The 12,893-nt window shown below is 41.0% G+C and carries 13 protein-coding genes and 1 riboswitch; of the genes, 2 read left to right on the forward strand and 11 right to left on the reverse strand.

The window, feature by feature from the left end; genetic code table 11:
* Positions 1-107: 107 nt before the first annotated feature.
* The 5 genes from cshA to N521_RS05745 form a co-directional block, all read right to left on the reverse strand.
* Positions 108-1,598, reverse strand: a complete 1,491-nt coding sequence (cshA, locus tag N521_RS05725) for a degradosome RNA helicase CshA (protein WP_017358400.1) — start codon at positions 1,596-1,598, stop codon at positions 108-110.
* 166 nt (positions 1,599-1,764) lie between these two features.
* Positions 1,765-2,103, reverse strand: coding sequence for an avidin-fold protein (locus N521_RS05730; RefSeq protein WP_017366661.1), 339 nt, complete (start codon positions 2,101-2,103; stop codon positions 1,765-1,767).
* A 120-nt stretch (positions 2,104-2,223) separates the two neighbouring features.
* Positions 2,224-2,922: an alpha/beta hydrolase gene (locus N521_RS05735; RefSeq protein ID WP_017366660.1), complete on the reverse strand. Its 699-nt coding sequence runs from the start codon at positions 2,920-2,922 to the stop codon at positions 2,224-2,226.
* Between the two features lie 26 nt (positions 2,923-2,948).
* Positions 2,949-4,313 carry a UDP-N-acetylmuramoyl-tripeptide--D-alanyl-D-alanine ligase gene (locus N521_RS05740; RefSeq protein WP_025206792.1) on the reverse strand — a complete coding sequence of 455 codons (1,365 nt, stop codon included), beginning with the start codon at positions 4,311-4,313 and terminating at the stop codon, positions 2,949-2,951.
* 81 nt (positions 4,314-4,394) lie between these two features.
* Entirely contained in the window at positions 4,395-5,477 is a 1,083-nt protein-coding gene (locus N521_RS05745) for a D-alanine--D-alanine ligase (RefSeq protein ID WP_007496503.1), read from the reverse strand.
* Positions 5,478-5,662: 185 nt separating this feature from the next.
* On the opposite strand from N521_RS05745, the gene N521_RS05750 reads away from it, so the two are divergent.
* Entirely contained in the window at positions 5,663-5,983 is a 321-nt protein-coding gene (locus N521_RS05750) for a thioredoxin family protein (protein ID WP_008346934.1), read from the forward strand.
* Positions 5,984-6,322: 339 nt separating this feature from the next.
* Complete coding sequence (fbpB, locus tag N521_RS05755) at positions 6,323-6,472, forward strand: Fur-regulated basic protein FbpB (protein ID WP_065461547.1); 150 nt, start codon at positions 6,323-6,325, stop codon at positions 6,470-6,472.
* Between the two features lie 99 nt (positions 6,473-6,571).
* On the opposite strand, the gene N521_RS05760 is transcribed toward fbpB, so the two are convergent.
* The 6 genes from N521_RS05760 to dctP form a co-directional block, all read right to left on the reverse strand.
* A complete protein-coding gene (locus N521_RS05760; RefSeq protein ID WP_008346939.1) occupies positions 6,572-6,907 on the reverse strand; it encodes a hypothetical protein in 336 nt (111 codons plus the stop codon).
* 117 nt (positions 6,908-7,024) lie between these two features.
* Positions 7,025-7,792 (reverse strand): ABC transporter permease, encoded by a 768-nt coding sequence (locus N521_RS05765; RefSeq protein WP_024720482.1) that lies wholly within the window; start codon positions 7,790-7,792, stop codon positions 7,025-7,027.
* Entirely contained in the window at positions 7,770-8,696 is a 927-nt protein-coding gene (locus N521_RS05770; RefSeq protein WP_035390386.1) for an ABC transporter ATP-binding protein, read from the reverse strand. The genes N521_RS05765 and N521_RS05770 overlap by 23 nt, the downstream gene beginning before the upstream one ends.
* Positions 8,697-8,822: 126 nt before the next feature.
* On the reverse strand, positions 8,823-10,064 hold the full coding sequence (locus N521_RS05775; protein ID WP_026050049.1) for a dicarboxylate/amino acid:cation symporter: 1,242 nt from the start codon (positions 10,062-10,064) through the stop codon (positions 8,823-8,825).
* A 77-nt stretch (positions 10,065-10,141) separates the two neighbouring features.
* Positions 10,142-10,275, reverse strand: a riboswitch (cyclic di-AMP (ydaO/yuaA leader).
* Positions 10,276-10,338: 63 nt separating this feature from the next.
* Positions 10,339-11,361: an AI-2E family transporter gene (locus tag N521_RS05780; RefSeq protein ID WP_007496515.1), complete on the reverse strand. Its 1,023-nt coding sequence runs from the start codon at positions 11,359-11,361 to the stop codon at positions 10,339-10,341.
* 210 nt (positions 11,362-11,571) lie between these two features.
* A complete protein-coding gene (dctP, locus tag N521_RS05785; RefSeq protein ID WP_035390388.1) occupies positions 11,572-12,840 on the reverse strand; it encodes a C4-dicarboxylate transporter DctP in 1,269 nt (422 codons plus the stop codon).
* Positions 12,841-12,893 lie beyond the last annotated feature (53 nt).

Here is a 12,893-nt window from a genome sequence, read left to right on the forward strand (position 1 = left end):
CTTCCCCCATTCTCTTACTTTTCTATCAATATATTACGAAAGAAAGCCTAAAAAGTTTCATTAGGACTGTTAAAAAAAGCGAACCCTGCAAAGGATTCGCTTTTGAATTAGTTGTTATAAGATTTCTTTTGACGACGATCGTTAGAAGAACGATTGCGGTCATTTGAAGAACGCTTTTTATCACCGTAAGATGAACGGCTTTTTCCGCGATAGCCGCCACCACCGCCGCCGTCTCTGCGTTTAGAAGAGCTGCGGTTGTTACGATTGCGTTTTGAAATCATTGGTGCTTCATCTGTCAAACGAACAGGCGTTGCATCCGGCTCTTTTGTCATCATTTTGATGGCAGCCGCAACCACTGTAACAGAATCATGATCTTCTAACAATTCAGCAGCTGCTGTCATGTAGAAGTTCAAGTTGTTTTCACTAATGATTGTCCGTAGACGGTCAACTGTGACTTGTTGTTGTCCTTCAATTGCCTCGTCTAGAGTTGGTTCTTTCATACGATCCATTTTACGCTTAGTCGTTTGCTCAATCGCACGAAGCATATCTTTTTCACGTGGTGTGATGAATGTCATCGCCATACCTGTACGTCCAGCACGGCCTGTACGTCCAATACGGTGTACATAGCTTTCTGGATCTTGTGGTACGTCGAAGTTATACACATGTGTAACACCTGAGATATCAAGTCCACGTGCTGCAACGTCTGTTGCGACAAGCACATCGATTGAACCTTCTTTAAATTTACGAAGCGCAACCATACGTTTCGCCTGAGTCAAGTCACCATGAATTCCTTCAGCTGTATAACCTCTAAGGTTTAATGCTTCAGTCAATTCGTCAACGCGGCGCTTTGTACGGCCGAAAACAATTGAAAGCTCTGGTGATTGAATGTCAAGAAGACGAGTCAATGTATCGAACTTCTTACGCTCGTGAATATCCAAGTAGAACTGCTGGATGTTAGATACAGTCATTTCTTTCGCTTTTACTTTTACATGTTCTGGGTTTGTCATGAAACGCTCTGCAATACGCTTAATTGGTGCAGGCATTGTCGCAGAGAATAAAAGTGTTTGGTGTTCACTTGGTACATTTGAAAGGATCGCTTCAATGTCTTCGATGAAACCCATGTTGAGCATTTCGTCTGCTTCATCAAGCACGACTGTTTCAACATTTTGAAGACGCATTGTGCGACGATTAATGTGATCAAGTAAACGTCCTGGAGTTCCTACAATGATATGAGGATTTTTCTTGAGCGAACGGATTTGACGGCCGATATCTTGTCCACCGTAAATTGGAAGTACGCGCGCACGCTTGTCTTGGCCGATTTTGTATAGCTCTTCAGATACTTGAATCGCTAATTCTCTTGTTGGCGCAATGATGATCGCTTGGATGTTAGGAGACGCTGGATCGATTTTTTCTACAAGAGGAATACCAAATGCTGCAGTTTTTCCTGTTCCTGTTTGTGCTTGTCCGATGACATCTTTATTCTGAAGACCGAGAGGAATCGTTTCTGCTTGAATCGGTGTTGCTTCTTCAAATCCCATGCGGTTAATAGCTTTCATGAGACTTTCGCTTAATTGAAAATCTTGAAACGTTATAGTCAATTTATTCAAACTCCTTCTAATTGCTGTTTCAGTAATCTCGTGAATGATCATTAAAAACTGCCCTTTGTATGAAAGGACAGGTCCATTATATACAAAGCCCGAATTACCCTACATTATATCTTACCATTACACTATTTGTTTTTCAACAAGACAGAAATGGATATATCTACTGCTCGACAATGACTGATTCACCTTCACTTTGATCTCCGTCCATCCATTTCCACTTTTCAAACAGTTGGATTTTCCCGTTATCCAGCTGCTTAGGGGTGGAATGACATGAACCGCTTCTCATGCTGCCATCCTTACTTACATGATGATATCTAAAATGAAGTGCTCCGTCTTTATTCACAGTTCCTACAAGTACGCCAGATTGAATACTGCCGCCTTGATATGTGCCCGTTAAAATATTCCCGTCCTGACGATATTGAAATATGGTTCCTTCCGATACTTCCCCATTGCTCGAATTAGACTGCGGGACAAAGGTTTTTCCGTCATATTGAAACAACCGAATCGACCACCTTTTCTTACCTATTGTAACATAGGCCTGTCACTCATTCGACAAAAATGATGCAAATTTTAACAAGTGGGATTCAATTTATATTAGTTTAGCCACATTTTAGCTTTTCTATAGATTAAATTGTTTTTTTAGAAATTGTTCGACTTTCTCAAACAATTGCTGTGCACAAGGCTCATGACAAACGTGATGTTTACAATCCGGTAAATAGAACATTTCTTTCTGACGGGACGGGATTTTATGATAAATGAATTCTGCACTAGAAGCGGGGACGATCCCATCGCTTTCACCTTGAACGATCAAGACAGGTAGATGAAGCTTTTCAAGAGAACCTTTCGTTTGCTTCACCAATTTCATAAATTCTACAGCAGCTGATAGCGGTGTACTCTTCAGCTTATGACGATATCGATCATACAATGGGTTCGTATCAATCAAACCAGACAAGGATTCCTTCACCATCTGCCTTGTGTCTTGAATCATTTGTTTTGGGTTAACATATTTAGCAGCAGCACTTAACAGAACAAGACGGGCCACTGGATACTTCGCTGCTAAATATGAGGCAATCATCCCGCCCATAGAAAAGCCGACCAAATAAATGGTGTCACATGTTCGGTAAAGGGATAAGAGTTCTAATTCAGCGGTGGCAATCCACTCCTGATAGAGAATGCCTTTGAGCTGAAGTTCCTCCCCATGCCCCGGAAGCGTGACAGATTGTACCGTCCAATCTGTCGTCTGCTTTAAATATTCCGCAAGCGGCTCTACTTCATACGGGGCACCAGTAAAACCGTGTATACATAGACAGCCAATCACCCTGTCACCTTCTTTGCCGATCTGATTTATAGTGCAGTAATCACGTCTTCCAATCTCATGCCACGGGAAGCTTTGACCAGAACGACATCGTCAGGTCCTGCCACATCCGCTAGTTTTTTCTTCAGTTCTTCTTTGTCCATATAAGAAGATACACGGTCGTCTCCAAATGCTTTCTTTGCTCCTTCAGCAATGAATGCGCCAAGACGGCCAAACGTTAAAACATGATCAATAAACTCAGGCTTGATGTACTCCCCTACTTCAAAATGATAGGTTTCTTCTTCACTGCCCATCTCCAGCATATCTCCGAGAACGAGTATGCGGTTAGCAAAGCCATCCATATCTCCTACAAGATCAATCGCTGCCTTCATCGACGTAGGACTCGCATTATACGCATCGTTGATAACCGTGATGCCCTTATCTGTTTTAAACAGTTCTAAACGCATGCCTGTCAATTTCGTTTGCATTAGCCCTTGGGCAATTTGCCTTTCATTCAGACCGAAATGCTGGCCGATTGCAATAGCTGCAAGAGCATTCTTTACATTGTGTTTCCCTAATACAGGAATGAGAAACCCTTGAGCATATCCCTCCACTTGAAATTCAGTGCCTTCAGCGAGTTGGTGGATGTGAATCACCTTGATATCACAGTCCTCTGATTCCCCAAATGTTTTTACGCTACGTGCAAGGGCATTTGCTCTTTGGCGGAGTAAAGGCTCGTCTCCTAAATAATAAAAAGTCCCATCCTCTTTTAACCCTTTTGTGATCTCACATTTTGCATCTGCAATGGCTTCTCTTGATCCTAGATCCTGCATATGAGATTCTCCAATATTGGTGATGACAGCTGCATCAGGTTCAGCGAGATTAGATAAAAATTCGATTTCTCCTTTTGCACTCATGCCCATCTCTAATACAGCAATCTCTGTTTTTTCTGGCATTGCAAGGATGGTCAGTGGAAGTCCAATATGATTATTAAAGTTGCCATCTGTTTTATGGACTCTGTATGTCGTTTGTAGGACAGAATGGATCATGTCTTTCGTCGTTGTTTTGCCATTACTTCCAGTAATACCGACAACTCGAGGGTTTTCCTCTTTTAAGTATGATTTCGCAAGCTGTTGGAGTGCTGTCAGAGTATCCTCTACAAGAATGACAGGTACACCGGATGGTGGGTTCGCTTCTGTTTCATTCCAAAGAACCGCTGCCGCTCCAAGCTCCACTGCTTTTGAAGCAAAAGTGTGACCGTTAAAATGTTCCCCGATAAGCGGGATAAATAGTGCGCCTTTTGATACTTTTCGTGTATCTGTTGTCACTCCGTGTATCTGTTCTTCGCCAAAAGCTTCATTCGATAATGTGCCACCAGCCATTTGGGCGACTTGTTTCACTGTACGTTTGATCATGTTTTTTCGCCTCTCTTTCTCATTTCACGTTTGAAGGAAAAGAGACACTACCTGTAGGATAGTGTCTGCTTGCTTCTTACATTAAAAAGTGGTTTTAATGGTTTGTTTTTCTTGATGGCGCTCAATTGCAAGTGACACCAGCTTCTCAATCAGCTCAGGATACTCTACACCAGTATGTTTCCAAAGCAGCGGGAACATACTAAAAGGTGTGAACCCTGGCATTGTATTCACTTCATTGATCAGCACTTCGCCTTCTTCTGTTAGGAAGAAATCTGCACGTACGAGGCCAGATCCATCAATGGCTTTAAATGCCTTAATCGCCATATCATGAATCGTCTTGTACTCTTCCTCTGACACACTCGCAGGAATGATCAAATCTGTATCGCCATCTTCATATTTTGCTTTGTAGTCATAAAAATCTGTTTTAGGTGCAATTTCACCAACAACTGAGCATTTCGGCTCGTCATTTCCTAATACACCAATTTCAATTTCTCGTCCTACAACGCCTTCTTCCACAACAACACGACGATCATATTGGAAAGCCAAATCAAATGCTGTTTGCAGCTCTTCTTTGCTGCGGCATTTACTAATTCCGACACTTGATCCCATGTTGGCAGGTTTCACAAAACAAGGATACCCGAGAACTGCTTCTACCTGTTCTAGACTGTCTGATATGGCTTTCTCATAATCCTTTTTATTGAAGGAAAGGTGCTTTGCCTGCGCAAGTCCAGCTTGAGCAAACACATCTTTCATCATGACTTTATCCATACCCGCAGCAGACGCGAGAACGCCGTTACCAACATACGGGATATTCAATAGTTCAAGTAACCCTTGCATGGTCCCATCTTCACCATTTGGCCCATGTAGCAATGGAAAGACAACATCAATCTTTTCATCAGCTGCTGCAGGCTGTGGAAACATGCTTTCATTTAAAGAAGTTGGTAAAAACGTCTTTGCATTTTGTTCAAATTGAAGCATTTTGACGTTTGATACTGGTTCAGTGAGTTTTTCTCCTCTTAGCCATTCGCCCTCTTCTGTAATATAAATTGGATGTATATCGAACTTCTCAGTGTTAAGTGCTTTTGTAACTGCAAGGGCTGTTTGCAGTGATACATTATGTTCGGCTGACTTTCCGCCGTAAACCAATCCTAAACTTATTTTCAATGGATACTCCCCCCACTAAAATTCATCTTTACTATCTTATCACTTTCAAGCAAAAATGCTCTAATTAATTTTTGTTGTTACGGAATTGAAATGATTTGTAAAGGTTGTAAGCGCCCCCCCGAGCATTTGTATGTCATTCGCCTTTATTTTATATTAAAATGACATTGAAAAGGAGTTGTGACAAATTGAAAAAAATTACAAGCACTGAACAATTCAACGAAATCATTCAATCAGACAAAGAGGTCATCGTTAAATTCTTTGCGACATGGTGCCCTGATTGCACTAGAATGGACATGTTCATTCCAGACATTTTAGAGGCTTATGCTCAGAATGAATGGTTTGAAATAAACAAAGACGACTTTCCTGAATTAGCGGAAACGTATCAGGTCATGGGAATTCCTAGCCTGTTAATTTTCAAAAATGGCGAAAAAACAGGTCATTTACACAGTGCCAACGCTAAATCACCTGAAGAAGTAACGGAGTTTCTTCAAGAACACGTTTCATAACTCATTTGAATGGAGACATCAGCCAACTCATGCTGGTGTCTTTTTTTATATCCTTTTAAATCAAATCTCTTCATAAGACGAGATGTACGGCTAAAACGTTTCAACATAGGCAGGAATGTTTGATCTGATTTCATGACAAGGTTTGACAGCGGATTATTTCCTGGGAAAGAATTCATCGTCGATATGGATGGGAATATGTCGGTTACGTGAATTTTCTGAATTGAATCTTTACTTATGACATTCTGCTTTGTATAATGGAGTTGCTAATTGAAAATGATTATCAATTTCATCTATGTGAAATCTTATAGAGTCCATTCTACCAAAGGAGCGTTGAGTTACATGTCTAAGAAGAAAATCAAAACGTATCAGCAATTGATTGAAGAAAACAAGGAAGCGATCATGCAAGACCCTAAAATGATGGAAAGTATATACGAAACCATCGATAAAAAGCACCAAAAGCAGCTTGCCGCTGCTGGACGTGAATCATAAACACAAGAAGAGCAGTCAAACAGATGGCTGCTTTTTTATTTGCCTAAAGAAAAGAAAAAAGCCGATAAAATCTATTCTTCGATTTTATCGGCTTTTGTTTTAATGTGATTTCGCTACACGGTCTTGCTTCATTCCTAAATAGATGAGCATATATGTCAGATAACCCATTGTCATCGTTAAACCACCGAAGAAGAATTGTGAAAACACGGGTTCTTCAAATGTCGTAACGGCAGCAAGAACGATCCAGCTCGCATATAAATAGACCATGAACCATTTCATGTTTCTTTTAAATGTATACAGAAAGAAAAGACCCGCTAATGAAAAGATCCCTAGCGCTAGTCTGAAATAAACAAGATGATCAAACTGGAAGGCAAAAGACACAAACGAAAACGACAACAGCAACAAAATAGGTAAAGCCGTAATAAAATTTTTCACGATAGTGCCACCTCCATGACTCTGTCTTATTATAAGACAAAATCAGCCGGTTATCGTGAAATACAGACTCGTTTTCACAAAGATGTCACGAATTTTTCTTGTTATTTGACACAATTTTTACACATTTACATCACGCTTCCAAAAAAGGAGCCAAGCAGCACCAACAAAGAAAACGAAATGCGCCCCTACAATGAATAGCGAAAAAAGAGGGCTCATGCCCTGAAAGAGCGGCGGACCTTGAAAACTGTATTGTGTGAAGTCCGTATTAGCGAAAAGTAGAATCTTCCCCCACTGATTTTCTAACAGAGACATGATCGACACTAGTGATTTCGCCGCGTATAAGACGAAAAATGAAGTCACAAGTGCAATCAGACTGTTTCTAAACAAACTTGAGCACAGAAAAGCAAAGCTTGCCATCATGACCACTTCCACCCACTGTGATCCAATCACAGCAAATGTGTGCAGAAATAACCGCCCAGTGCTTTCATCAAAATCAGTACCAAAGAAAATAAGGCCAAAAAGAAAAGCGAACACATAATAAAAAACAAACAGGTAAAGGACCATCAGCACAAGAGTGATGTATTTTGACAAAAAAATATGAAGCCTTGTCTTCGGCCGGATCAACAAGAACTTGATGGTTCTTTTTTGAAACTCTGTTGAGATCAATGTGGCGCCAATCACGACAGCGAACACTTGTAAAATAAACACAACATTCGTGGAATAAGCAAAATAGTTCGCAACTGTATCTTGCCCGCCAAGCCCGGAAATGACTCGTTTCAATGCTAGGGCCATCGTCAATTGAAAGACAACAATCAGTCCAAGTGCAATGAATGTGATCTTTTGTCTCGTGATTTTTTTATGTTCATTCTTGATGAGTTGAAGCATCTGCCGTCCCACCTTCCGTCCATTTCATAAAGGCCTCTTCAATTGATTGTTTTTGAGGCGTCATTTCAAGTACATCAAATTCTGCTAAGACAAGCTGTTTATTCAGCTCCGGCACACGGTCTTTATTCAGTTGAACCAGCACATGCTGATCCCTTTGTTCATATGTATATCCTTGCGTATCTAGCCATGAAACTGCCTTTTCTACTGGCTGAATATTCATCAACACCTGCTCTTTTCCTTCCATGTCTCGAAGGTTTGTATTGGCTTTGATTTGTCCTTTTTGGATGATGATCATGCGGTCACAAAGCTCTTCTACTTCATGCAAAAGATGTGTAGCAAATAACACAGAGACACCTTCTTCTTGTACAAGCATTTGCAAGTGCTCTCGAAACTCCTTCATTCCTGCGGGATCAAGCCCATTTGTTGGTTCATCTAAAATGAGCAGATTGGGCTTATGCAAAATGGCTTGTGCAATCCCGAGCCTTTGTTTCATCCCTAGTGAATACGTTTTGACCTTCTGGTGAATGGCGTGCTCCAGACGAACTCTTTTTACCACTTCAAGAATGCGCTCTTCTGAAACTCCATCATGCATAGACGCATACAGCTCAAGGTTTTCAAAACCTGTTAAATATGAATAAAATTCCGGATTTTCTATGATCGCCCCAACAGATGACATCGCCTTTTGATGATCATCATCTTGAGAATATCCATTTATGATGATCCGGCCGTTGTTTTTTTTCATCAAGCCAACGATCAATCGAATCAAGGTCGTTTTTCCAGACCCATTTGGTCCAAGTAAACCGACAATTTCCCCTTGCCTAATGTCCATCGAAATATGTTGCAAAATTTGATGCCGGCCAATTTGTTTATCGACGTTCTCTATGTGTAAAACAGCAGACTGCAAAGTGGTTCCTCCTTCTAATGTAAAACCTATGGCGGCAGTTACGGCCGCTCATCCTGTAAAAAGTATATCACGCTAGACAAGCCGTTCCACGAAAAAAAGGGCTGATCCAGTCAGCCCTTCTTGTTGTTAAAGTGATAAATTAGGTGTTGGTGCTTCCTTCTCATGTTTCTTTTCGGTTTCAGAAACAATCACCGCACATGCTGCGTCACCTGTAATATTGACCACGGTTCTTGCCATGTCTAATAAGCGGTCTATGCCAAGGATCAGCGCAATGCCCTCAACAGGAAGATTCACGGAATTTAAAACCATGGCTAGCATGATGAGCCCTACCCCTGGGACACCTGCTGTGCCAATACTTGCTAGTACTGCTGTTAAGACAACTGTCAGCATTTGAACAAGGGTTAATTCAACTCCATACACTTGTGCGATAAAAATAGTCGCAACCCCTTGCATGATCGCTGTACCATCCATATTAATGGTCGCACCTAGCGGCTGCACAAAGCTTGAAATAGGTTCTGGCACCTTCAAACGCTTTTGAGCTGTTTCCATTGATACTGGCAGTACTGCGTTACTGCTTGATGTACTAAATGCCACAACCATCGCTGGAGAAAATCCTTTGAAGAATGCCATTGGATTTCGTTTAGCTAATAGGGCAACGGTTGACCCATAGGTCAGGAAGAAATGCAAGATCAGCGCAATTAAGACGACTGAGAAGTAAAGTCCCATCGCTTTCATGGCATCGAGCCCCTGACTGCCAATTGCCGTTGCGATCAAACCGAATGTCCCGTACGGTGCGAATTTCATCACAACACCGACAAGATACATCATTAATTCATTTCCTTGTTCAAACAGCTTCAGCAAACCTTCTGTTTTTTTACCGAGCAAGGCAATGCCAAGACCTAAAAATACACAGAAGACGATAATTTGAAGCATATTTCCTTCAACTAGAGATTGGACTGGATTGGTTGGAATAATATTGAGTAGTGTGTCTGCCATTGATGGGGCTTCCTCAGCGGAATATTCTGCCGCTTTCGTATCAAAATTGCCAAATGTGCCTGGCTTAATAAGTAAGGCCAATGAAATGCCAATAATGATGGCAAAAGTCGTAGTGAGTAGAAAGTAAGTAATGGTTTTTACGCCGATTCTGCCAAGTTTTTTCGGATCGCCAAGGCCTGCTACACCAAGTGTGATCGAAAAGAAGACAATCGGTACAACTAACATTTTAATCAGGTTTAAGAAGATTTGACCTAGAGGTGTAAATAGATAAGGGTCTAACACTTTGAATACGTTTGGAGCAAAAATGTTGAGTAGTAGTCCTGTGATTGCACCTACAATTAAAGCAATAATAATTTTCGTCGCAAGCTTCAATAAAATCTCCCCTTCCTCGTCAAAAAGGCCCACGAGAGAGTCTTCTCGTGGGCCTGCGTGTCCATACGTGTACCACTGTCTACTCTCTTCACGCTGATGAGGTTAGCTGACGGGTTAGGACGAAGAGATGTCCTTTTTTCTTAAATAAGAAAAATTCACCCCAAAAACTTGGGTCCCCCATTCCTTTAGAAGGATTAAGCGTGTGGTAATATGATATTTTCATACTATTTATACCTTATTTTTAGAAAATTGTAAACAGGTTCATATGAACTTTTTAATTACTTTCTTCCTTATTCGTGACCTCCAAGATATCTAAGATAAACACAAAGATTGGGATGCCGATAATCAGGCCCCAAATGCCAATATAGTGTTCAGAAAAGATCAGGACAATAAACGTGAAGAAAATAGGGAGCTCTGTTTTAGCTGACATGAGCTTCGGATTTAAGAAGTAGGCTTCAATGGCATGGATGATCACGATCACCAGCACAATATATAGGACGTACATTCCGCCTCCAAGTGTATACGCAATGATGCTGAGTGGAACGAGAGAGATGACCACACCCGCTACCGGAATTAAACCTAACAAGAAGACCATGACCGCTAATCCAAATAATTGCGGGAAGCCCATAATGCCAAGCGCAATTGTCGTTAAGACACAGTTAACTGTTGCAATGATGAACTGTGCTTCAAGTACCTTACCAAATGTTCTGGAAAACTTACGTCCAAAGAAGGCAATTTCATGATAGAACACGGAGATTTTACTCGTTTTGAACTTATTCATGAATTGAATGAGGCGTTCCTTTTCGAACAGGAAGAACATGCTTAATATTAAGGACATAATGACCTGGATACTGAACGTGCTGAAATCTGTTAAGTATGTATAGAGGAAATTAAACCCTTTCTCGAAGAAAGAAGATATTTTGAAATCTCCGAACACATTGGTGACGACGTCAAAGAAGGGTAAATCTTGTGGATGATCTGCAATCTTTTTCCCTAAATGAAATAACTGTTCCACCTGTTTAGCAATGATGGGCACAAACACAAAGCCGCCAAACGTCAATCCACCAGCTAGAAGGATGTACAAAATGGTGATAACTGATTTCTGTCCTATTTTCAGGAAGCGATTTAAAAAGCCTCTTATGACCTCTTCTAACCGGTTCATTAAAAAGGTGAAAATGAAGGTCAGGAGAATTAAATTCATCATTCCTCTTAATAGATATAATGCTGTGGCTAATACTACAAATACTGAAAACCTCTTGACACCAGGTTTTTCGAACAATTTAAAAAATGCCGCCATACGTTACACACCTGCCAGGACTAAAGTCTATTTTTCGTTGGATCTCATATTCATTATATCGGATCTTTCTGTAAATTATATAACAAAAGGTCAATGAGGTCTTACGATTCGTCCTAAATTTATCAAGCTTTTATGTTTTTTTCTTTTTTACACAAGAAAAAACCGAACCCCATGTAGAACATAAGGTTTCGGTTTTTGGTTGTTTTTATACTAAACAGCCTGCTTGATATTTCGCATTTCCTGTAGCGCTGTTTTACTCTTCGCTTCGTCAAATTCCCCTTCACTTTTCGCTACAACAATTGTAGCAATTCCATTTCCAATCAGATTCGTAATCGCTCTTCCTTCACTCATGAAACGGTCGACCCCTAATAGCAGTGCAAGACCTTCTAGCGGGATAACCTGAAGTGCAGCAAGTGTAGAAGCCAGCACGATAAATCCGCTTCCTGTGACTCCAGCTGCTCCCTTTGATGTGAGCATCAGAACAAGGATAATCGTGATTTGCTGTCCGATGGATAGGTCCACCCCAAACACTTGCGCTAAGAAGACCACAGCCATGGACAAGTAAATGGAGGTTCCATCTAAGTTAAAGGAATAGCCTGTCGGAATGACAAGTCCAACAACCGACTTAGAGCACCCGTAGCGTTCCATTTTATCCATCATTCTTGGCAGGACCGATTCTGACGAACTTGTGCCAAGAACAATTAAAATTTCATCTTTGATAAAACGGAGATAACCTAACAGGCTGAATCCATACATTTTACAAATGATGTTCAGTACGACGAAAATAAACAAGAACATCGTCATATAAACGGATAGCATCAGACTTGCCAGTGGTTTAATGGAAGCTAAACCGAAGTGTCCGATGGTATAAGCCATTGCTCCAAATGCCCCTAATGGCGCGGCACGCATGATGTAACCAATGATTTTAAAGAAGACAAGCGACAGCTTATCAAGCCATTCGATGATGCCTTTCCCCTTCTCGCCAAGTGCAGCGAGCGCAACACCGAATAAAATAGAGAAGAATAAGACCTGTAAAATATCTCCCTTTGCAAAGGCATCTACCATGTTAGATGGCACAATGTGTGTGACAAACTCCATCCAGTCGATACCCTGTCCCCCATTTTGGGTATATTGCGAGACATCCCCTTTTTCAAGCTTACTATAGTCAAGACCCGCTCCTGGCTTCATGATATTGACCACAAACAGTCCGATGACAAGCGCAAGCGTCGTCACAACTTCAAAATAGATAAAAGCTTTTCCCCCAACTTTTCCAACCTTTTTCATATCCCCCATCTTGGCAATTCCAAGAACAATGGTTAAGAAAATAATGGGTGCAATGACCATTTTCACTGCATTAATAAATGTGTCACCAAGCGGCTTCATTTCTTTCCCGACGTTTGGCCAAACCATCCCAACAATGATCCCGATAATGACAGCTGCAACGACCTGAAATGTCAGGTTCTTCAATAGCCTCTTCATAAAAAATCAACTCCCTCACCCTTTGATGTAAACGCTTAACTGTTATCTGTAGA

The organism is Bacillus sp. UNC125MFCrub1.1 (assembly GCF_000701305.1).
Taxonomy (GTDB): Bacteria; Bacillota; Bacilli; order Bacillales; family Bacillaceae; genus Bacillus; species Bacillus altitudinis.